Genomic DNA, 21,409 nt, shown 5'->3' on the forward strand with positions numbered 1-21,409 from the left:
CCCGGCCTTAGAGGCACAGGATTTATGTTACTTTCCTACATTATCGAGGGTTATGCCCAATGCAAGCAGTTTATCATGTTGCTAAATTACATTTTGTTGGATAGCGTTCCCTCGCTGTCTGGCACGGCGGAGGAGCGCGCATCGTGGTATCAAAGGCCGATTTCGAGGGCAGAACCGTTGTCGTCACCGGCGCCGGCGGCGGCCTCGGTTCGGCGATCGTCGAGCTCATAGCCGAGCGCGGCGCGCGCGTCGTCGGCTGCGACCAGTCGGTGGAAGCTCTGGCCAGCCCGCATATCGCGTCGCGCCATGTCTTCAACCTGCTCGACCGGGCCTCTATCGAAGCGGCGATACCCGCGCTGCTCGACAAGGACGGCGTTCCCGACATCCTGATCAACAATGCCGGCTGGACGCGCGCCGAGACCTTGAAGGCGCTGACGGCGGACAAGATCGAAGAGGAGCTCGGCCTCAATTTGACCGGTGTGATGACCTTCGCCGATCCGCTCATCAAGGCGATGTCCAAGCGCGGGTCGGGCAGCGTCGTCTTCATCTCCTCCGTCAACGCGATTTCGCATTTCGGCAATCCGGCCTATGCGGCGGCCAAAGCCGGCATCAACGCCTACGCCAAATCCATCGCCGTCGAGCTCGGCCGCAGCGGGTTGCGGGCCAATGTCGTCTGTCCGGGCTCGATCCGCACCGCCGCCTGGGACCATCGCCTGGCCAAGGACCCCGAGATCTTAGGCCGGCTGAAGCGGCTCTATCCGCTCGGCCGCATCGTCAATGCGTCGGAAGTGGCGGAGGCCGTCGCCTTCCTTGCCTCCGAGCGCGCTTCCGGCATAACAGGTGCCGTGGTCCCCGTGGACGCGGGACTGACAGCCGGCTACCTGCCTTTCATCGACGACATTTTGGGAGCGTGACCATGACCGACGTCCAGTTCCGCAACCTGTCGAAATCCTTCGGCCAGCACAAAATCCTCGAAGATATCAATCTCGACATCCGGACCGGTGAGTTCGTCGTGCTGGTCGGCCCGTCCGGCTGCGGCAAGTCCACTTTGCTGCGCATGCTGGCAGGGCTGGAGACGATCACCTCCGGCGATCTCGTCATCGGTGGCATGCGCGCCAACGAGCTGCCGCCGCAGAAACGCAACATCGCCATGGTGTTCCAGTCTTACGCGCTGTTCCCGCATTTGAAGGCGTCGGAGAATATCGGCTTCGGCCCGAAGATCCGCGGCGAGACGCGCGCGGCGATCGAGGACAAGGTCAAGAAGGCGTCGGGCGTGCTCAACCTCTTTTCCTATCTCGACCGCTATCCAAGGCAATTGTCGGGCGGCCAGCGCCAGCGCGTCGCCATGGGCCGCGCCATCGTGCGCGAGCCTTCGGTCTTCCTGTTCGACGAGCCGCTTTCAAATCTCGACGCGCAGCTGCGCGTGCAGATGCGCACCGAGATCAAGGCGCTGCACCAGCGGCTGAAATCGACCATCGTCTACGTCACCCACGACCAGATCGAGGCGATGACCATGGCCGACCGCATCGTGGTGATGGATCGCGGCCGCATCCAGCAGGTTGGGCAGCCGCTGGAGCTCTACGACCGGCCGGCCAACAAATTCGTCGCCGCCTTCATCGGCTCGCCTTCGATGAGCTTCGTCTCCGGCGCGCTGAAGACCGCCGGAGCCGAGTCCTGGTTCGAGACGACGGGCGGCGGCCGTCTGGCGCTCCCGGGCAAGGCCGCGTCCGGCAGGGACACGGTCGAGGCCGGCATCCGGCCCGAGCACTTCCTCGTCGGCGCCGGCGACGATGCGATCGCCATCAAGGTCGATGTCGTCGAGCCGACCGGTTCGGAAACGCATGTCTATGGCTCGGTCGGCGACGACACGGTGCGCGCGGTGTTCCGCGACCGGCTGCAGGTGAAGCCCGGCGACCGGCTGCCGGTGAGCGTCGACCCGCGCAACATCCACCTCTTCGACAAGGCGACGGGCCTGCCGCTGTGAGATGATGACATGAAGACCCCGGCCGACATCATCACCCGCCTGCAATTGATATCGCAGGACGGCACCAAGTCGGACCGCCGGCTGGCCGGGCTGGTGCTTTCCGATCTTGATTTCGCCTCGAAGGCCGCGATCTCGGAGATCGCCGCGCGCGTCGGCGTCAGCGAGCCGACCGTCACCCGCTTCTGCCGCAATCTCGGCTGCGAGGGTCTGCGCGATTTCAAGTTCTACCTGGCGCAGGCGATCGCCATCGGCGGCCAGTATCTGTCGCCGGAGCCGCTCAGCCGCGACGCGCGCGAGCAGCGCATCGCGTCGGCAATCACCGAGGCGGCGATCGCCGCCATCCAGCGCGCCAGCGAAAACCTCGACATGACGACGGTGATGGACGTCGCCGCCCGCATCGCGGCTTCCGGCAATGTGCTGTGCATCGGCTCAGGCGGCATCTCCTCGATGATGGCGACCGAGATGCAGAACCGGCTGTTCCGGCTCGGCTTGTCGGCGCTCGCCCAGACCGACGGCCAGCTGCAGCGCATGTATGCCGCCGTCGCGACGCCCGAGACGACGCTGCTTGCCTTCTCCGTCTCGGGCTATGCGCGCTCGGTGATCGAGGCGGTCGAGGTTGCGCAGCAATATGGTGCGGCGACCGTTGCCATCACCGCGCCGGATTCGGCCCTGGCCAAGGTCGCCGACACGGTCATCCTTCTGCAGTCCGTCGAGGACGGAAACATCTACAAGCCGACCTCGTCGCGCTACGCGCTGCTTGCCATCCTCGACATGATCGCCACCACGGTGGCGGAAGCGCGCGGGCCGAAAGTGCTGGAGAATCTGCGCCGCATAAAGCAGAGCGTGAACACGCTGAAGGTGGACGATCCGAGACTGCCGCTGGGCGATTGAGCGGTCGCAGCGGCTTGCGCCGTCAGCGCTGGCGATCGCTCGCGCCCTCCTCTGGCCTGCCGGGCATCTTCCCGATTGGCAGCTTCCGCGCCCCTCATGTAGCGCTGGTCGACCCCCCACTCCGTCTCGGCTTCGCCGAGCCACCTCTCCCCCGATCGACGGGGTAGAGGAAAGGCGCCAAGCCTTTTGCCGTCAATGCTCGTCCAGCAACGCTCCCTTCCTTTCCCTCCGGAGGGGGGAAAGGTGGCGCTGCGAAGCAGCGACGGATTGGGGGAACCACGTGGCAATCAAGCCTCGGCCTGATCAGTCACGACAGTCACAGAAGATGTGTGCATAGCGTAGCCAAGCGAGGGAGATGTCCGGCAGGACAGAGGGGGGCGCCGTCCCGCCTGCGTCTCAGATCTTCGATTGCTTAGAAAGAGCCTCGACGCTTTTCGCCAGCTCGGCCCCATTACCCACGACCCGCAGCGTCTTCAGTCGCGATGTCCCGCCGGCAACCACCGAAACGGCCGATACTGGAACACCCAGCGCCTTCGCCATCAGCCGTTCCAGCGCTGTATTGGCGGCGCCGTTCTCCGGCACGGCGCGCACGCGCGCCTTGAGATGATTGCGCGCGTCGGCGGCGGTCTCGACGCCGTCGATCCGGTCGAGCGCCGCTTTCGGCGTCAGACGCACGAAGAGGTCGATGCCGTTCTCGCGCAGCCGAAACGGCGTGCTCATCAGCCGCCGGCCACGACCCAGGACCAGACGGTAGTGACCAGGAACTGCCGGATGAAGAAGATGATCAGAAGCAGGATGATCGGCGAAATGTCGATGCCGCCGAGATCGGGCATGAAGCGGCGTATCGGGCGCAATGCCGGATCGGTCAGCCGGTAGAGCATATTGCCCACGCTGCCGACGAACTGGTTGCGCGAGTTGACGACATTGAAGGCGTAGAGCCAGGAAAAGATCGCCGAGGCGATGATGATCCACCAGTAGATATCAAGCGCCATGACGATGGTCTGAATAAGGGCGATCATGCCGGTCTCCAAAATTGTCGCCGACATGTAGCCATTGCTCGGCGTGCGGGCAAGCCCGCGGGCTTGGCGAGCGGGCAAGGCCCGTGGGCTTGGCGTGCGGGCAAGGCCCGTGGGCTTGGCGTGCGGGCAAGGCCTGCCCCGCCACGGCGCCTGTGCCGGCCCGGTCTTTCGCCTTGACATCAAACGGCCGCGACCGATACAAGCCCATCCGCTGGAACGGGGCTGTAGCTCAGCTGGGAGAGCGCATCGTTCGCAATGATGAGGTCAGGGGTTCGATCCCCCTCAGCTCCACCAGCGGATTTAAAATCAAAGTCTTAGCAATGGGTTTTCGCTGGTGGGACAACCAAGTGAGCCATTTGCTATGCGCATTCCCGCCTACCTGTCACGTTCTCGGCACGGAATTTTCTACTATCGGCACCCCCTGCCCAGACCCTTGCACCCTAAGGGAGCTGCGACAACCATTCGAATATCTCTCGGTACAAGGGATCGTCGAGAGGCATTGCTACTAGCGTATAGCCTCAGGTACGTAGCCTCTGTGGTAGGGCATGGCAGGGTAAAAAATCAGATGGATTATGCTGACGTTCACGGCATGTTTTCTGCTTATTTTAAGGAGGCCTTAAAGGCTCACAAACAATCCATCAGAGAGAACGGGCACCTGTCCCCGGTTGTGATATCGGCTTTCGAGCAGGCTGTTGCTGATGCACGCGTCCCGAACGTCCAGAGCCTCAAAGAAGCAGCGGATAGGAATTTTATCGACAACTTCATGATGGATCGGATTCTTGTGGAGGTTGGTCGATCAACGGATTTGCCGAATGGGATGCGGCAAATGCTCCTTAAAGAGTACCGGCGCGCAAATGGTGCCTACTGCCAAGCCGTGCTCGATTTCGATAGCGCGTTTGGCAGCTACGATTTCGAGACTGACAATCAGGCCACGGTCCCTTTGCCTTCTTCCCAAAAGTCCTCCGACTTCACGTCCTTGTCGCAACTGGTGACGGAGTTCTGGAAATACGCAAGGCTAGAGGAACGTTGGACACCCAAGACCGAGGGTGAGAAGCAGGAACACATAGACCTGCTTTACGAGATATTGGGCAAAGACCTGGACGCGCGGACAATCGACCATCCGAAGGCACGCAAAGTAAGGGAAGTCCTCGCGTCATATCCTGTGAACCGAAACAAAGGCAAACTAACCAGAGGTAAGACGCTGGATGAGATACTAGGGATGACGGGGCTAACAACCCTGCATCGCCTGACGATCAACAAGTACCTGCAAACCTACAAGGGTCTATTTAATTGGGCCAAACAGAACGGCTATTGTGCAGAGAACCCGTTTTCCGGTCTGTCGTTGGGAAACAAACGCACCAACGATGAGGCTCCCCGTCTTCCGTTCTCTGACTCTGAGCTGGAAACACTACGCAATGCCCTTTTGGATAAGAGCAGAAATCTGCAAGAGCATCACAAGTGGGGAACGCTCATAGCCATGCACTCAGGTGCACGGTTGAACGAGGTCGCTCAGCTTCATTTGGACGATATCAGGGTCGTGGACGGTATCCACTGCTTCGACATCAATGGGTCTGGTCCAACGAAGAAGCTCAAGAACGCCTCCTCCAAGCGTGTCGTTCCGATCCATCCGGGTCTTATCGAATACGGTCTACTCGAATATATAGATGCAGTGCGCTCCAAACCGGGAAACGTCCGCCTCTTTCCGCAACTGACGTACACAGAATCGGACGGCTATGGCCGCAACCTGGGCAGATGGTTCAATGAGACCTTCCTGCCAGACCTGAAACTGAAGACGAAGCAACTGACCTTTCACAGCCTACGGCATTCTGTCGTTAGACAGCTAATTAAGGGTGACGTCAGTCAGGCTCATATCATGGCAATCGTAGGACATGAGCCGGGAACGACCACCCTCAGTACCTACAATCGGAATGGGTTCCCTCCTGCACAGTTGCTCGCAGCATTGGAGAAGGTGTTTTAGCGAGCTATTTCTCCGAAAGTGGTTTCCGCAGTCTACGAACCAGAGCCTCAACGTCTAGGTCGATGATAGCGCCTATGTCCAGAAGCTCCACAAGGTCAATTCTGCGTTCGCCACTTTCGATGTTCGCTATGAACGGCTGGTGTCGTCCCATCGCTTTTGCGACTTGGGTCTGGGTCAGGCCTTTCAAACGCCTCTGATCCGCCAACGCTTTGGCGATCATCACATGACGTTCTGAGTGCAGAGACTTCGGCATGGGCCCGTTGACGAGAGGTCAGACGGGCGGGTAATCCGAAAATCAGATTATCCAAAAATCAGATATTTTGCCTTTGAGTTCGTGGCAGTTTGGTGGATCAGACAGGGGCTACAGATGGATATTTTGCTAGGGCTGGTCGTACTCGGAGCAGCAGTGTTCTATTTCCTCAAAGGCAATTCCCGGAGAGGTGCCGAGACCGTAAGAGCCTCGATATTTTTGACCGGCTTGGAGTCTGGCCACACGGTTGCTGAGGCCAATCTCGTGGCTAGCATGGATGCGGAACACATGCCGGCCTCAATGATCCACAATGCCATGGACCACGTACGGGTGTTCTACGGTGGCAAGCAGTTGCCCATGATCGCGGAAGCGTATCGAAAGGGTATGAAGCCTAAGCTCGCAATGTGGAATCAAGTCCTGATAGACATGCTTCATTCCTCTGCCCCGGAGCATGGCAGGGCGAAGCGACCGGACGCAAATAGCACGGCTCCGCAGACCGGAAACCGGCCGACAAGTTACGATGATTATAAGCAAGCTCTGGTGGCAGAGGCCAAGCGCCTGGACGGCAAAGCCAGCACTGACTTGCATTGGATCGAGCTGACTGACGATGAAGGCACAAAGCGTGCTTACAAGGATGGGATAGACCCCAAATGGCTCGCTGCCGAAATCTTGAAGGTTGGGCCGCCGCCTCCGTGGCGAGTGAGCTAGCTGCGCCAGGGGAAGCCCGCAGGACTCGTTTGTTCCCTCGTCGCGGGGGATTGGCGCGGAAACGCCCTAACCCCTGTCAGCGGCCTTCCCTGTTCGATTTGGGGCCTAATCTCTAAAGCCCCCAAGCCAGCAAGTTTGCTTCGGCCTGATCGGGTGCTTTATCTTCGATGCGGATTACCGTTTGCCGCGTCAAACCCGTTGCCTTGGCGATGGCCGACGCGCCGGCACCATTAGCAAGCATCTCCCTGACAAGCTGATACTGATGCCGGTCATAAGTTGGCTTGCGACCGCGATATTTCGTGTCCTTCGTCTGTGCGTGGGCTATGCCAGCCTTCTGCGCTTCCTTCGTCGCCTCTGCTTGCGCTTGAGCGGTTGCAGCCATGAAGGCAATCAGGGCATCACGTACCGCTTGCTGGATCGGGTCTGTAGTTGCCCCATCGAACGTCATGTTGTTGATGACCGTTCTGATGGTAACGCCTCTGCGCATGAACTCCCTGATCACATCACAGACATCCTGGTAGTTTCGCCCGAGCCGGTCTACCCATCGCACTACCAGCGTATCGCCCCTGCGGAGCATGTCATATAGGCGCCTGCCTTCTGAGCGATCCGCGAGCTTTGTGCTCAAGCCGGATGCTCCTTGGTCAGAAACAACTGTGTCGATCTGAAAGCCGGCCTTCCTGGCCTGGGCCTCCTGATGCTCTATGGTCTGGTCTGTTGTCGAGACTCGGGCATAAAGGATAACGGACATCACTATCTCCAATGTACGATAGGGTAGTGTCCGTAGATAGTTCTGTACGTTGACTCATGTCAACCCTAACGTACATCTAATTCTCAGCCGGATCGTATGTACGCTAGGGTATACCCCAACGGACCAAGCCGATTGCTATGAGCAAGCGATCTCTGGTTCTGCCGCAATAGCATACCGCTTGAAGTCCATGGCCTTGTTAATCCATGGTTCTAATCCATGCTCCATGGCTCTATCTGGTATCCGGAGCTAGGCGTGTTAGCTGCCCACCATGTTCTGACTGGTAGCGTAGCCACAAGGCGAAGTGGACAGGCAGCATGGATTAATAATATGCTATTTATCTAGAAACCAACATTTTCGAACACAATGAGTATGGATTATCGTAATATAGTATAATAGCTATTATACAGCGAATATTATATACCAATTACATGATACAATCATATATTCCATGTATTAGCTAATCCAATTATCTCATATATTATATCTATATATAAGGTAGTCAACTTGCTGCAACACATGGGTCGCTTCGTTCTCTTCGATCTCTGGCTCCAGCCATGAACTGATACCGGACAGACTTAGTACTGGACCATAGTCCAGTGTCTTACCCTATCAATTACATTCGGCTTTTTGTTCCACATAGGGAGCACAAGCCACCGGCTCTTAGTTCACACAGGGGTACCGGCCCCATATGCCAGCTTTCCATCCATGGCTGACTGTCTCATTGGGTCCCAGCTGAGGAGCAGGATTGAGAGCGACATAGACATGCACCCCATGGGGGGAATGTGCGTCCTTGGTTGTATTGACATCCCCGCGAAAAATTTCGGCGTTTTCAGATTTTGGCTTGGCGTTTCGCCTGCGTAATGATGCTGACCAATTCCGCGACCGTAAGCCACTGCCTACGACGATGGATCATACGATGGCAGTTGGAGCAGACCAGCGCAAGCTCAGCTAAGGGCGTAACGCGACCTTCCTCCAATGTGTGAAGCGGGCGCGTGTGGTGCACCTCCATGAACCGATCACCCCATTCACCGTACCGCTCTGAGAAGGACATATCACAGGCTTCACATCTAAGTTCACCTGTCTCTTCGATCGCTCTTTTTATGCGTGCCTTGACCAGCTTCCGACTGCGTTCCCTCCGATAGTGGAGAACAGCCAAGAGCCTTCCTTCTTGAGCTTCCTCCACATCGTCAAATTCTGCGCTCACGACTATTTGCGCACTCTGCGACAAGGCAGACCTGATCGCTTGGGCGGTCGCCGCTAGTTGTTTTGGATCAGATGCAAACTCATTCCAAACGTCTTCCTCCTCAGCGCCACCATGCCTCAATCCGGACTTACCTAATGAAGCAAACGATGGATCGAAGCGACGGAAATTCATCACCTTCATGTAAACGCCATTGGGGTTTCGGAAGTCCTGCCCTCCCGTACGTCCCAACATCGCATTCAACTGATTGAGCTGGTTTGACAGTTCACGAACTTCCGGACTGGACTTGCCTGGCGGCGATCGTGGATTTTGCATGTACATATCGAGCGCCAGAATCAGTTCGTCTCTAACCCAGTTGGGGTTACGAGTCGGTGGCGGCGACTTATGATCCATCTCCGGAAGTATCTCATTCGGTGGAGTACCACGCCCTGTGATCCTTGCGCCACTTTCGTAAAGGAAGTTCGCAACTCCACTGCGGGTATAGTCCCAACCAGGCTTGTGAGCGTCAGGCTCTTCATGGGTTTCCAGATACCGCAAATGATAGGCGTAAGACAGTATCGCTTTGGATGGGTACTTTGCCCCACGCCATACCACTGAGTACGCCTGAGCTTTAGCAAACCTGGGCTTCCCCTGCCTATATGATTGGCGGTTAACAAAGGTCAGAAATGCGTCTGGGCCACCCTGTTTATGCGCTACTTCTAGGGCCTTTCGTATATATTCCTGCACCTTCTGTGCCCCTCAACAACAAACGCAACAGAGTTCCGCGCGACCATCCATCTGGGTGCAGTTCGGACTACGGAGTCCTATGTGAATAAAGCTTCATTTGTGAAGCAAGAAGAAGAGAACAACCAACCCGGCGATGACAATCAAAGCCAGTTTCCCGCCCCCGCCACTGTTTGCAGCTGAGGGCATGCGATAGCCAGGTGCTTCCAGCCGTACACCGGATACGCCCTTATCGATGAGAAGTTCAAGCTCGTGCTTGCCGACCTTTACGACCTGAGCAAGCCGAGAAGTGTGTCCTCCATGCTGCCCCTTTATGTGCTCTAGAAGAACCGGCATTTGAGCGCGAGCCGCCTCTACTACCATTGTGCGTTCCATCGACCTAAGATGGTTGAGCAGTTCCTGCTTCACACCAACATCACCGGCGGCGAGCCAATTGAATCTGCGCTCTATCTGCTCGGGTATCCGATACTGGGTTACCACCTCGTCTATGTGCCGACGCGCAAGCTCGATAACCTGTTCAAGGTCAGCGTCGAGCCCGACTCGCATGACACGTTTCGAGCTTGGGCCGAAGTGATGCCAGAGGCCTTCGGTGAGCTTGTACTTCTCTGACAAAGGCATGCGCGGAGGCAACAAATTGAACAGTCGTTCTGCAACAGTCCCGCTCATCTTCGTCTGTCCAGTGCGCCACTTGTGCATTGTATCTGACGCATATTCTCGAGCCTGAGATCCGTATTGGCGTCCGTACTCGGCTAAAATGATAGTCAGGTCTGAACCTGGAAGCGAAAAAAAATATCGCTTCACGTCCTCGTCCGTGCCACCCAGCTCATGGCTTAGACGTTTCGCATCTTCGATATGCTGAAGTGCTCTTTCGCGCCCATAGTCACGACCGTAGGTGCGCTTTGCGTAGCGGCGATCATATCTCGGCATTATCCACCCAACAGGCTACGCGCAACGCGGCTCAGCCAGGACTTTGGGGTGCCTGCTCCATAGAGGAGCTGCAACTCGTACCCTTCACCCTTTATCTGTCGGGAAAGCGACATCCGGCTGCCTTGCGCCGCAAGGTTCGACCCTTGCTCGGTCACCACGCGAAGGACCGCCCGTACCTGACCCATCATTTCCGCGACTGTCGAATCTGAGAGACCCGCCCTAGTGCCCTCTCTATGCAGGGCAACTAGCTTGCCCTCGATGTCTCCATCGTCAGATAGCTCCAGAGTTGATCTGTACACGTCAGCGACCTAAGGCGATCGCTATCACGATCAAAGCGACTATCCCCGCAATGACATAGTAGGGGGTCCAATCTCGTTCTCCCGTCTGAGAACGTGAAAGCTTCCCAGCCGTGGCGGCGTCGGTATTGCCCATAATCACTTCGGTACGGCCAAACTGGCTGTTCTGGACATGAGTGAGCGTTACTGAGTTGCCGTCTTGTGCGACCTGTTTCGTTGTCTCTCCCAGGGTGCCAAGTGTACTGCGAAGGACCGATACTTCGATGCCCAACTCCTGTGCTCGCTTGCTGACGTCCAGAGCGCCCTTGGCGTAGTCGGTTAGTAGGGCCCTACGTTGGTCTTCTGGCATCCACGAAAGATCGATCTGAGTGCTCTGACCTAGCGGAATGGTGGTTGGAACTTGCCCCAACGGTTCCGTATTCGTTGTAAGGCTCTTCGATTCGTTCTTGTCTGCCATCACACGCCCCTACCTTTGAGAATTGCAGTCTGTAGAACCCCACACGTTACGTCCGTCTCAATTCTTCTTCCCGGTTCGACGGTACTCCGCAGGATTCTCGAATGAGCCGGCCCATAGGCCAACGCCCTTAGTTCGTGCCGCGTCTTCAAGCGGTACGTACTCCAGAGAATATTTTCTGTATGCTATAGCCCACCCCCTACGAACCATTTCAGCGCTGACGTCAATCTGCGCGACAGTACACTTCGCTATGGTTCGCCCGTACCTGTCCGTGTCTAGTTTGACACATACCACAGCCTTGTCAGCAAGAATCTCGTCAAGTGCAAACGCGGCCTTCTGTCCGCAACGGTAGGACGTTCCATTTGCGTCACACTTTTGCGAAGCCTCAGGCGCGTCTATGCCATTCAGGCGGATACGAATGCCATGAATTTCAAGCGTATCGCCATCAACTACGGAAGCCTGACCTGCGATCGACTCTTCCGTTGCGACGGTCTGCGGACCACCACCCGGCACGGCCACGCTGTTACGTGGGACCATGCTGACAGGCGCAGCCCCGCTGGCACTCTCTAGTGCAGTCGGACGCCCGTGCAAGGCCATCAGGGCAACTGCCAGCGCCAGGGGCGCGCAGAACGCCACTACCGCAACACGATTCATCGAAAGCGGCTCATAGGCACCCGAACCCTGTTCTCGCATGTTGCCGTGTGCAATTGCTCACCCCCGCTATATGCCCATAGGTTATCGCAAGCCCTATCTTTGTAAGGTTACAATCGTTAGCAACTCAGCAACAATCCGTCTTATGGAGCCGCCTTGCTATCGATGCGGAATTCCGGCAGATGCGACACTAACGGGCATTCTAGATCGGACGGATACCCCCCCTAGTCCAAGGTAGGTCAACGATGGAGTATGCTATAGTCTCATCGTACATAGGCGGATCGGTGGACATCCCTATCGGGAAAAGCCAGTACGATCAGATCAAAGATGCAATCCAGCGCATCATATCGGCAACTGACGCAGAAGAGTTGTATCTTGTTTGCGTTTACAACTATGAAGATTACGAACGACATCTACTGACGTCTGCATTAGACGACATGATCTTTAGCAAAGATCAGCATTCGGAATTTCTATCAATTATAGGACGAACACACCAACGGCTCGCCAATTTTCTGACTTCATGCCGTGCCTACTTAGACCAAATACAGACGCTGGCCGATAGAGTTTGCACGAAATCTACGGGGGCTGATGACCGGATAAGAGAGCTGGCCAGCGCGTGGTATGATCGGTCACTATCCTACCGCCTCATGGAAGCCCTGAGGAACTTTGTGCAGCACCGAGGTTTCGGCGTCCATGGCCTAGCACTCGGACGCAGATGGGTTGCAAAGGGTGACGACATAAAGCACCGTGCTCACCACTGGGTGCAGCCCAACGTCTCGCCCGTGCGTCTCTCCGAGAGTGGTTCATTCAAGCGAAGCGTACTAGATGAAATCGTCCACCTCAAAAGCGTCGACTTGAACCCTCATGTCCGAGAGTACATGCGTGCAATAAGTGAGGTCCAAGCCCTGTTTCGCACAGAGACTGCCAATGACATACGGGAAGCAGAGCAACCGGTACGCTGGGCGCTGGACAAGTACCGCGCGGAATCGAGCGACGGAAAGACGATAGGTGCTTCAGCTGTGGCCTATGAGGGCGGCAACGTGGTTGATGAATACCCGATCTTGCAGGAAACACTGGACTATTATGCGGAGACGAAGAATCGCGTCAGTTCTTTCGCAAATCTTGAACGGCGAGTGGTCAGCAATGCTCCACCACCGTAGGGGGGACACAGTGGGTGGTTGATGACCAGGTAGCATACTGGGCGGCTCGACAAGACGAAATGATGGAAGCCGGTTCGTTTGTCCCGTCACCGATCCCCACGTACGGAGCGGGCGCAACAGCGGTAGATCAATATCGGATAGTCGGCATCAGGTCGAGCAATCTCCAGCAGATCGGGGTTGCGTTCACGGACATAACAGCGGCATCGGCGCTATCAAAGATCGCAGAGGGCAACGTAGGCAGTTACGCTGATTTGGAAGCGGCCGAGACAGCTCTCAAGCACTTTTGCTCCACAACATAGTTCATGTTCTGGTGCCTGCTCCAAAGGTCGATTTCGGCACAGGGCTGATGTCTTATTTACGTCAAGACGAGAGCAAACGGACTCAGTTTGCCTATGATCTATTTGCGGTAGCAAGTTCACGTGATTGGATTATAGCTCCTGAGTTCGCAACGATGCAGGACGGCAAGGTTGTCAGCGCCACCTTCCGCAATAGTCCTCTGGTAGGACGTACCGGGGATGAAGTGATAGCCAGCGGCTATTGGAGCCCGGAGGTTGCGGAGGCCATAAACGTAGCTGTGGAAATGTACGGTGTCCCAGCGTATCTGACTGACCCTGAACTGATCATACCTCGGTCTGGTGATGGCTTCCCAAAGAAGTTTTATCATCAACTGAAGACCTCTTGGGACAAGAGCACAGGTGGCTTGCCACCCGTAGTTTGCACATTTAACTTGCCTCCCTTGTTGGCCATCACACTTAACCAGATGACAAGCCGCCAAGACTTGAAGGACGCAGTAATGTCCCTGCGCGCTGAACTCGCTCCTGTTCGAAAGGAGCTGCTGGAGTTCAATGAGATCGTAACTCAATCGACATCTAATGCCGAGATCGAAGCGCGGGTCGCTAGCATCTCCGCATCCTTCGATGCAATCCTGCCCGAGTCACGTCTCTCTGGTGCACAACGGTTTCAGAGGAGGATCGTCTCGGTACAGCGCCTAGTTCGTCCCCTCGTAAAGTTCGCTGCAGGATTCTTCACTCAGACTGGGGGTAGCTGGTCTGATGCAATGAGCGCCGTAGGAGGCGTGGAACAGCTATTGATGGAAAGCGATGCTATCGTGCAACGCACGGTGACAGCGAAAACATTTTCTGGCTTGGTCCGGACAGAGGCTATCCAATCACTCGTACAGACCCACCTGACCAATAGCGAAATTTCGGCAATCGAACAGTCAATTCGACGATCAAGGCGTTGATCCGTCTAAATGCGGACCGGTGAGCTGAGCTTTGAGACCACGGTTGGGTGGCCTTGTCGTGCCCGCCAGTGCTGTAAGATCGAAGCATAGCCGGTATGCCCAGATGTCGGGCCTGTCTTGACCCATATCTTGCAAAAGTCATTCTGTTGCCACAAGGTGAGACACATAGGTGGGACATTCCGTCCCGCTTCCCGCTAGGGACCCTTAGTGCTCAAGGCTTTGCAAACCTTGGTGGACGCCCCCCTCAGCTCCACCAGCCAGCACACGCATATACTTCTCATCGGCTTTTGCTTTCCTCGCTCAGCATTTTGTGACAGCCGGATTTCGGGCCGCGTGCTTGGAACCAATGGTGGGGCAAGACGGTTCAGCTATACTTTTGAAGCTGATATTCCCCAGCCGGCTGGGTAAGCGGCGATGCTTGAGGAGGTCCCCATCATGAAGATTTCGTCCAGGTTCCGTTCAGTCGCGGTTGCGGCCATTGCTGCCGCCAGCGTCAGCATTGCCAGCGCCGCGCATGCCGATAGCGGCACGATCCGCTTCTCCGTCTACAAGGCGGCCTTCTTCATCGGCGGCTCCGGCGGGGAAGGCACGCTGACCTTCCACGGCAAACGGTATCCGATCTCGGTCGGCGGCGTATCGGGCGGCCTCGCCTTCGGCGCGTCCAAGACCTATTTTCAGGGCAGGGTGCGCCATATCCGGCGCGCCAGCGACGTGACGGGCGTCTACGGCGCGGCCGGCGGCGGCGGCGCGCTCGGCAGAGGCGCCCAGGTGATCGTCATGACCAATGACAAGGGCGCCCAGCTCGAGCTCACCGGCCGGCAGGTGGGCCTGCAGGTCAACGCCGACCTCAGCGGCATGAGCATCGCGCTGAAGAGGTAGGAGCCCCAACTCCATCCGTTATTCCCGGATGGGCCGGTTCAGGCGTGCCCGGGCGCGCAATGTCAACGACAAGGTCGCGCCGGGCAGGCCAGACGGCGAGTTTCATCGACCTCTCCGCCGACCTGCCAGACCAATGGCGGGGGTGTCCGCTCTGATGAATAGCGGGCCTGCAGGCATCCCGCTTGCCAATGAAGGGCGGCTCGCCTCAATCGTCCCAGTCATCCCAATTGTCTTCGTCCTGCGGATAGTCGGGAACGACCCGGATGATCGGCCGCGGACGCTGATAGCGCCAATAATCCTCGTCCGGTAGCTGACGCTCATAGGTGCGATAGGCAGGCCGGTCGTAGTGGTGGCGCTTCCAGTATTTGTGCTTCTTGTGCGGCCGCACGCAGTAGCCGTCCTCGGTCAGGTAGGCGCATGTGACATGCGCCTGCTGGACCAGGCCATTCCTGGCCGGCATGCCAATCATCGGCGCCGCATGGACCGCTGGCATCGCAAGGGCAAGAACAGACAATTTCATCGGCCTCTCCAATCTGTGCAGATTAAGGCCGGAAGAACGTCCTGATTGGGGACGATTTGCGGCGGCCGAGATCACTTTGATTTGCGGCCGCACATATGAGCGTTAGATCATGTATTGCGCCGGCGTCAGGCTGACGCAACCATAGCGGCCGCTTTCTTTCACATCATCCCGCGAGCGGAGGCCACCCTGCACTGCTAATTGGCCAACTGATCGAGAAGCGTGTCGATTTCCCCTTTCTTTGGCGCTTCGGGCGAAGCAGGGGCGGCCTGCGGGCCGGCGGAAGCGGGTTCGGCCGCCGGCGCGGTTGTCTCTGCTTCGGCCTCGCCACCGGCGTTCGAACCTGGCGGCGGCGCCGCACTATCCGTATTGCCGGTGTCTGGCGCCACGGCGGGTTCCGGAGCCGCGGGCAGGGCTTTGGGCCGGGGCGCGGCGTTGCGCAGAAGATCGCCGATCAGATCCGCCGCTCCCTTGCCGGAACCGTCGCCGTTCGAGCCCGTTTGGCCCGGGATCAGCTTGTCGAGATTCACCTTCCCGGTTGGTAGCCCAAGGCGGCCCAACATGTCCAGCGCGCCCTGCGGGTCTTTGGCCAATGCGCTCAGGTCCGGATAGGCCCGAGGCGCAAACAGCGGGCCTTGGACCACGATCGGCACCCCGATGCCCTTCACGACAATGCCGCCTCCCTGCCCGGCAAGCGAGGCAACGACGCGGGGGTTGAGACGGACGTCGAGCGTCTGGTCGGCGAAGTCTATCTTGCCCGAGCCGTCCATTCGCACCAGCGGACCCAGCAGGCTGATGTCCGTCGTCTGCGCGACGCCGTTCTCGATGGCAAAAGAGGCGCCGAGTTCGGTGAACGTCGTCTTCTTGGTCTGATCCTGCTTGAAGCCGCTGGAAAGCAGCCCCACCAGGTTGTTGTAGACCTCGGCTATGTCGATGCCCCGGAAGGCGCCGTCGCCGAATTTTGCCGCCGCCTTGCCGCCAAGGGAGCGGGCAAGCGATTTCGTAGTCTTTCCCGAGCCTGAAACCGCGACGGTCGCATTGAGCGTTCCTTCGATGCGGTCGAAATCCGCCGCGTCATGGAGCAAGGGAGCCGCGGCCGCGCCGGCGATCGCAGTGTTCAGCTTCAGGGAAGCGGCGTCGTTTGAGCCGTCGGCTGTCATCTCCGCGGCAATCGTGCCACCGTAGAAGGGACTTTGCGGCACGTTCAGGCGCGCCTTGCCATCAGCAACCACCAGAGTGGTGGCCACCGGCCCGGCGAAGACCTTTCCATAGCCGAGCTTGTCGGCCTGGATGTCCACCTTGGCGTCAATTCCCTTGAGGAAGGAGAGATCGATCGGCGCGTCGGTGGCGCCGTTCGGCTTCTGCTTTCCGCCCGTGGCAGGCTCGCCGCCGCCGGCGAACGCCGCGAAGTCAAGCTTCGCGAAATTGAGCGACGTCCGGATGTTGAGGGGCGCCCCAAGTTTCATCGAGCCTTGGCCCGACGCCTTGACGCCGTTCAAGGCAACAGCGGCTTTCTGAAAGGAAAGCTGTCCTCGCCCGGCGTCCACGTCACCTTTGAAGGCAAAGTCTCGCAGACCGTGGGAAGCACTCTGCCCCAGCCATTGCATGAGCTTGTCGACCGAGGCCGATGTGACCGAAACCTGACCCTTGAACGTGCCGCCACCCCCGGCAGCGCCGCTTATGCTGCCTTCGAGGTATTTGGAGGAAACCGAAAGGCTGATCGGCCCGGACGCATCGGCAACGGAGCCGCTGGCCAGAAAGGATGCAGGCGCGAGCTGGGACTTGAACGTCACGGCCTGTCTCCGCCAAACGAGCTTGCCCGTCAAATCGACCGGCTTGCCGACATCGTGAACCTTCGCGTCAAGATTGAGCCCGGTGATGTCGTCGGCCGTCCGGGCCTCGGCAAGTGCTGCGAGCGGAAGCTTGCCTTCCCGAATTCCGACCGTTCCCTGCAGATTGACGCTGCTGCGTATGCGCTCCGCGGTGAGTCCGCGAAAAGCGAACCCCATATCGGCGGTCAGCTTTCCGGACAACGGCACGGATTGTCCGGCCAGCTTCGCTATCGAGCCGATATCCAGCCCTGAACTGGCAAAATTGCCCCGTATGGTCGGAGGCGTTTCACCGACATTCGTCGAGGCTGTCGCTGTGAGGTTTCCCGCATCAAGGCCGAAGTGCTCCAGCTTTGCCTCGATATGTCCATCGCGCAGCGTGGCGGCGACCTGGACATCGGAAGCCCGTATCTTGCCGCCGACCAATTCATCGATGGCAACGCTGATATCGGCATCGAACGCAGAGAGCATCGCGAGGTCGGGCTCGCCGGAGCCGGCCGAAACCTTGCCCGCGCTGGAACCACCCTTTCCAATATCGCTCAAGGCGTCGATATCGACGCGCTTTGCCGCCAGGTCGGCGAAGAAGCGATGCCGCGCCCCGGGCTGAAAGAGCGCGTCCATCTGGAAGCTCTGGTCGCCGACATCGAACTTTCCGCCCTTGATCTGATAACTGCCGTTCCCGTTGAGCTGGATCTCTCCACTCGCATGCAATGAAGAGAATTTGGCAACCGGCGCCGGATCGAGACGCGCCTCGATGGCGATCTGGGCCGGCAGCCGTTTCAGGATCGGCCTCAAGGCGGAAAGGCTCCCGCTCATTTCAACGCGACGGCCGCCGCTGGTGCCGGCCAACGAAAACGAGACCTCTCGGTCGAGGTCCGGAGCCCTCAGATCGGCGTCGATTGCCGTCACCTTAGCGGAATTGCCGGCCGACGCGCCTGAGGCAAGGGTGCCGTTCGTTATCGTCAGTTGATTGATCGCCAGCCGCTCGAGCGTCTCGACAATCGCCGCGAACGGATCGGCCTGTACATCCTTCGGTTCCGGAGCTGACGCCACGTTTGCCGAAGCCTTGAGCGCGATTACCGGATCCGCCAGCGCGACGGACTGTATCTCAAGCTTTTTCGACCATAGGGACGACAGCGTTATCGAAGTCGAGAACCGCGGAGCGGATATCGCGATATCGCCCGTGCCGGTCGAAAGCGAGATATCGTCCGCGACCACCGCCAGCTTGGGCAGCAGCGATAGTCTGACAGGTCCGTCCAGCCGAATTGTCATTCCGGTTGCGGCTGACAGTTGCCGGCTCAGTTCGGCACGAACCCAGTCGGTTGAAACAAGCGCGGGCAGAAGGAAAAGCAGCCCGACGACAAGAACGACGGCTACGGTGAGTGCAGCGACGATTTTTCTCACATCGACCAGCCAAAAAGATCGGAAGAATCAGTATCGTCAAACATACATGCTTCTGGCGCGCGACTGAATCCTGCCGAAACATGGGCCCCGCGCCGGACGAATTTCGGACTGTTCCGCGGAGCCCGTCGGCTCTTTCGTCGAGGTCTATCGCGGTCGCAGCCATTTGCACGCAAGTGTTTCCAGACGAAAGGGTTTGGAAACGGTCAGCCGGTTTCCGAGCCATTCGCGTGAAACAGACCGGGCGCATTTTTCCGGCACCCGCCGCCGACATATCAGCCATTTCAAATGGAGGACGTGCCAATGTCTGCGCTCGGAACCCTGCTTCGTTTTGAGCCGCGCCATCATCCACGCGCACAACAACGCCAAGGTCAGAAACCTGATGGATGTCCCGCCGCCCGAAACCGGCAGAGACATGGGCCGGCATGTTTCGCCCGACGCCTCCAAAAAGGAGCCTGGCGCCATACACCCCGGAGGACGCTGACAAAAAACGGAGCCTCGGACCGGCCTCTCCCACTCACCTGGAGACTGGTGTTGCTTTGTGATTGCGTGGCGCGCATAGGCCACGCAGGCGTCCACGGTGCTGACGCATAGCGCGTCACGGCTGTTCGGCAAGTTATTGTCGCCGGCATAGGCTACCTCTGCGACGTGGCCGTTGAGCATGCGTATTTGCGTATTGCAATAGCCGCCGGGGGCGACGTTGACCGACCCTCCGACCGCGGGAATCGCGCCCACGGCCATCGTCGGCACCGCGATACTGAGATTGCCGCGTTGCACGGTGCGCTGGTAGGTCCAAATCTGACCGGAAGGCCCCGTGTCGGCCGTCGCGGTCGGAAAGCCGGCGCACATGCGGACATCGGCCTCGCTGAGACCGACCATCTCCTTGCGGGCAGCGGCCGTGGTGGCGTCGACCTTGGCGATGCTCGACGTATCGTCGGGGATGACGCAGGACGACAGGATGGAGATACCTGCCGCAACAAAGGCAAGTTTTCGAATATGCAAGGATGTCATGCCGTCGGTCGGAGTTGTGTGCCGCCCCAGCGCCCTCCTGCCTACCTAGGCAATCGGTCAAACGCGTCAACCCGCGGAATGCCGGCGCATTTCCGCGCCAATGCGCTTATACCACCCGGAAGTAGCTCGTCATGCCGGTCTTCTGGTGCTCGATGATGTGGCAATGCAGCAGCCAGTCGCCGGGATTGTCGGCGACGAAGCCCAGCTGCACCTTCTCGTCGGGCTGGATCAGATAGGTGTCGGAGATAAGCGGCTGCACTGCCCTGGTCGAGGACGACAGCACCTTGAAGCTCATGCCGTGCAAATGGATGGGGTGCGCGTGCGGGGTCAGGTTCGCCATGTCGATGATGTAGCTCTGGCCGAGCTTCAGTTCGGCGAGCGGCGCCGTCGGGTCGGGCGTGTCGCCGGGCCACGGCACCTTGTTGATCGCCCAGAAACTGTAGCCGAGCGAGCCGCAAATGCCGTCGGCCACGACGTTTTCAGCCGTGGCGCTCAGCGCCAGCGGAATACGTTTGGCGCCGGCAAAATCCGCCTCCGCCACCGGATTGGCTTCGAGCGGGCCGAGATCGCGCAGATCGTGCTTCAGCGATCTGCCGACCGAACGCAGCGTCGCCAGGATTTTCGGCTTGGTGCCTCTGACGTCGCGCAGGCTGACGATCGCGCCCTCCTCGTCGGGCATGCGGATGGCAAGCTCCAGCCGCTGGCCGGGCCCCAGCTGCAAGGCATCCGGCGTAAACCGCTGCGGCACCGGATTGCCGTCGAGCGCGATGACCGCAGCTTCGGCGCCGTCGACGCGAAAGGCATAGATGCGGGTGACATCAGTGATGGCGGCGCGCAGCCGCACCAGCCCGCCGGCCGGCGCGTCGAATTGCGGCTGGCCCTGCCAATTGGCGGTGCGCACCGTGCCGAAAGTACCGGTCCTGGCCGCGTCGCGCGGCCGGAACGGTTCGATGAACTGGCCGTCGTCGCCGAGCCGCCAGTCGCGCAGGTTGACGACCATCTCGACATCGAAGACCGGATCGTTCGGGTTCTCGACCACGATCACGCCGGTCAGGCCGCGGCCCATCTGGATCAGCGTGTTGCAATGCGGGTGGTACCAGAACGTGCCGGCGTCGGGCGGCGTGAAGGCATAGTCGAAACGGTCGCCCTGATAGACATAGGGCTGCACCAGGAACGGCACGCCATCCATCTTGTTGGGAACGCGGATGCCATGCCAGTGGATGGTCGTCGGATCATCGATGCCGTTGATCAGGCGTGCGGAAAACGGCTCACCCTTCCTCATCCTGACGACCGGCGGCGGACCTGCTTCCCCATAGGTCAGCACATTCTTCGTCGGCGCACCCTCCATCAGCCGCGCCTCGATGGTGGCGGTCTTCAGGATCAGCGGCTCGGGCTTCGGTGCTGCCCAGCCGGCAAACTTGCCGGCGGCGGAGAGGCCGATACCGGCCGTGCCCGCCGCCGCGGCGCCCTGCAGGAGTTTGCGGCGTGTGAGGGCCGACATTGGAATCCCGAAATAGATGAGTAACTGTCAGGCTTTAT

The 21,409-nt window shown here is 58.8% G+C and carries 20 protein-coding genes, 1 tRNA gene and 2 pseudogenes; 10 read left to right on the forward strand and 13 right to left on the reverse strand.

The window, feature by feature from the left end:
• The first annotated feature begins 143 nt into the window (after window positions 1–143).
• From LB535_RS20335 to LB535_RS20345, 3 genes are read left to right on the forward strand one after another with little or no spacing between them, the layout of a single operon-like run.
• On the forward strand, window positions 144–914 hold the full coding sequence (locus tag LB535_RS20335; protein ID WP_224531951.1) for an SDR family NAD(P)-dependent oxidoreductase: 771 nt from the start codon (window positions 144–146) through the stop codon (window positions 912–914).
• Between the two features lie 2 nt (window positions 915–916).
• Window positions 917–1,984, forward strand: a complete 1,068-nt coding sequence (locus LB535_RS20340; RefSeq protein ID WP_224633449.1) for an ABC transporter ATP-binding protein — start codon at window positions 917–919, stop codon at window positions 1,982–1,984.
• A gap of 9 nt (window positions 1,985–1,993) precedes the next feature.
• Window positions 1,994–2,875 (forward strand): MurR/RpiR family transcriptional regulator, encoded by an 882-nt coding sequence (locus tag LB535_RS20345; RefSeq protein WP_224601983.1) that lies wholly within the window; start codon window positions 1,994–1,996, stop codon window positions 2,873–2,875.
• 396 nt (window positions 2,876–3,271) lie between these two features.
• On the opposite strand, the gene LB535_RS20350 is transcribed toward LB535_RS20345, so the two are convergent.
• Together LB535_RS20350 and LB535_RS20355 are read right to left on the reverse strand one after the other, a co-directional pair.
• Window positions 3,272–3,595 carry a DUF167 family protein gene (locus tag LB535_RS20350; RefSeq protein ID WP_224633450.1) on the reverse strand — a complete coding sequence of 108 codons (324 nt, stop codon included), beginning with the start codon at window positions 3,593–3,595 and terminating at the stop codon, window positions 3,272–3,274.
• Entirely contained in the window at window positions 3,595–3,894 is a 300-nt protein-coding gene (locus LB535_RS20355; protein WP_095770068.1) for a YggT family protein, read from the reverse strand. The genes LB535_RS20350 and LB535_RS20355 overlap by 1 nt, the downstream gene beginning before the upstream one ends.
• A 218-nt stretch (window positions 3,895–4,112) precedes the next feature.
• Here LB535_RS20355 and LB535_RS20360 point away from each other — a divergent pair.
• The 3 genes and pseudogenes from LB535_RS20360 (at window position 4,113) to LB535_RS20365 (ending at window position 5,872) form a co-directional block, all read left to right on the forward strand.
• Window positions 4,113–4,188 (forward strand) — tRNA-Ala (locus LB535_RS20360).
• 67 nt (window positions 4,189–4,255) lie between these two features.
• Window positions 4,256–4,402 (forward strand): annotated as a pseudogene (locus LB535_RS29085) (DUF6538 domain-containing protein); the annotation flags it as partial.
• Window positions 4,403–4,459: 57 nt separating this feature from the next.
• Window positions 4,460–5,872 carry a site-specific integrase gene (locus LB535_RS20365; protein ID WP_224633451.1) on the forward strand — a complete coding sequence of 471 codons (1,413 nt, stop codon included), beginning with the start codon at window positions 4,460–4,462 and terminating at the stop codon, window positions 5,870–5,872.
• 4 nt (window positions 5,873–5,876) lie between these two features.
• Here LB535_RS20365 and LB535_RS20370 read toward each other — a convergent pair whose 3' ends face one another.
• A complete protein-coding gene (locus LB535_RS20370) occupies window positions 5,877–6,125 on the reverse strand; it encodes a helix-turn-helix transcriptional regulator (protein WP_318012322.1) in 249 nt (82 codons plus the stop codon).
• 114 nt (window positions 6,126–6,239) lie between these two features.
• Here LB535_RS20370 and LB535_RS20375 point away from each other — a divergent pair, with 114 nt between their 5' ends.
• A complete protein-coding gene (locus LB535_RS20375) occupies window positions 6,240–6,830 on the forward strand; it encodes a hypothetical protein (protein ID WP_224633453.1) in 591 nt (196 codons plus the stop codon).
• Between the two features lie 112 nt (window positions 6,831–6,942).
• Here LB535_RS20375 and LB535_RS20380 read toward each other — a convergent pair whose 3' ends face one another.
• The 5 genes from LB535_RS20380 to LB535_RS29090 form a co-directional block, all read right to left on the reverse strand.
• A complete protein-coding gene (locus LB535_RS20380; protein WP_224633454.1) occupies window positions 6,943–7,578 on the reverse strand; it encodes a recombinase family protein in 636 nt (211 codons plus the stop codon).
• An 829-nt stretch (window positions 7,579–8,407) separates the two neighbouring features.
• Entirely contained in the window at window positions 8,408–9,172 is a 765-nt protein-coding gene (locus LB535_RS20385; RefSeq protein WP_224633455.1) for an HNH endonuclease, read from the reverse strand.
• Between the two features lie 426 nt (window positions 9,173–9,598).
• The gene (locus tag LB535_RS20390) at window positions 9,599–10,429 is read right to left on the reverse strand and encodes a hypothetical protein (RefSeq protein ID WP_224633456.1); all 831 of its coding nucleotides are present in this window, start codon (window positions 10,427–10,429) and stop codon (window positions 9,599–9,601) included.
• Between the two features lie 300 nt (window positions 10,430–10,729).
• The gene (locus LB535_RS20395) at window positions 10,730–11,182 is read right to left on the reverse strand and encodes a hypothetical protein (RefSeq protein ID WP_224633457.1); all 453 of its coding nucleotides are present in this window, start codon (window positions 11,180–11,182) and stop codon (window positions 10,730–10,732) included.
• Window positions 11,183–11,239: 57 nt separating this feature from the next.
• A complete protein-coding gene (locus tag LB535_RS29090; protein ID WP_411969592.1) occupies window positions 11,240–11,872 on the reverse strand; it encodes a thermonuclease family protein in 633 nt (210 codons plus the stop codon).
• A gap of 242 nt (window positions 11,873–12,114) precedes the next feature.
• On the opposite strand from LB535_RS29090, the gene LB535_RS20405 reads away from it, so the two are divergent.
• The 3 genes from LB535_RS20405 (at window position 12,115) to LB535_RS20415 (ending at window position 15,112) form a co-directional block, all read left to right on the forward strand.
• The gene (locus LB535_RS20405; protein ID WP_224633458.1) at window positions 12,115–12,990 is read left to right on the forward strand and encodes a hypothetical protein; all 876 of its coding nucleotides are present in this window, start codon (window positions 12,115–12,117) and stop codon (window positions 12,988–12,990) included.
• Between the two features lie 346 nt (window positions 12,991–13,336).
• Window positions 13,337–14,233: a hypothetical protein gene (locus tag LB535_RS20410; protein WP_224633459.1), complete on the forward strand. Its 897-nt coding sequence runs from the start codon at window positions 13,337–13,339 to the stop codon at window positions 14,231–14,233.
• Window positions 14,234–14,668: 435 nt separating this feature from the next.
• Window positions 14,669–15,112 carry a hypothetical protein gene (locus LB535_RS20415; RefSeq protein WP_224633460.1) on the forward strand — a complete coding sequence of 148 codons (444 nt, stop codon included), beginning with the start codon at window positions 14,669–14,671 and terminating at the stop codon, window positions 15,110–15,112.
• Window positions 15,113–15,317: 205 nt separating this feature from the next.
• Here LB535_RS20415 and LB535_RS20420 read toward each other — a convergent pair whose 3' ends face one another.
• The 5 genes and pseudogenes from LB535_RS20420 to LB535_RS20440 all read right to left on the reverse strand — a co-directional run bounded on the left by LB535_RS20420 (window position 15,318) and on the right by LB535_RS20440 (window position 21,371).
• Window positions 15,318–15,632: a hypothetical protein gene (locus LB535_RS20420; protein WP_224633461.1), complete on the reverse strand. Its 315-nt coding sequence runs from the start codon at window positions 15,630–15,632 to the stop codon at window positions 15,318–15,320.
• Window positions 15,633–15,826: 194 nt separating this feature from the next.
• Window positions 15,827–18,307 (reverse strand): AsmA family protein, encoded by a 2,481-nt coding sequence (locus LB535_RS20425; RefSeq protein WP_224633603.1) that lies wholly within the window; start codon window positions 18,305–18,307, stop codon window positions 15,827–15,829.
• Between the two features lie 273 nt (window positions 18,308–18,580).
• A pseudogene (locus tag LB535_RS29095) lies at window positions 18,581–18,862 on the reverse strand (AsmA family protein); the annotation flags it as partial.
• 144 nt (window positions 18,863–19,006) lie between these two features.
• Window positions 19,007–19,870, reverse strand: a complete 864-nt coding sequence (locus LB535_RS20435) for a hypothetical protein (protein ID WP_224633462.1) — start codon at window positions 19,868–19,870, stop codon at window positions 19,007–19,009.
• Window positions 19,871–19,976: 106 nt separating this feature from the next.
• Window positions 19,977–21,371, reverse strand: a complete 1,395-nt coding sequence (locus tag LB535_RS20440; protein WP_224633463.1) for a multicopper oxidase family protein — start codon at window positions 21,369–21,371, stop codon at window positions 19,977–19,979.
• Window positions 21,372–21,409 lie beyond the last annotated feature (38 nt).

Source organism: Mesorhizobium sp. CA10, assembly GCF_020165285.1.
GTDB lineage: Bacteria > Pseudomonadota > Alphaproteobacteria > Rhizobiales > Rhizobiaceae > Mesorhizobium.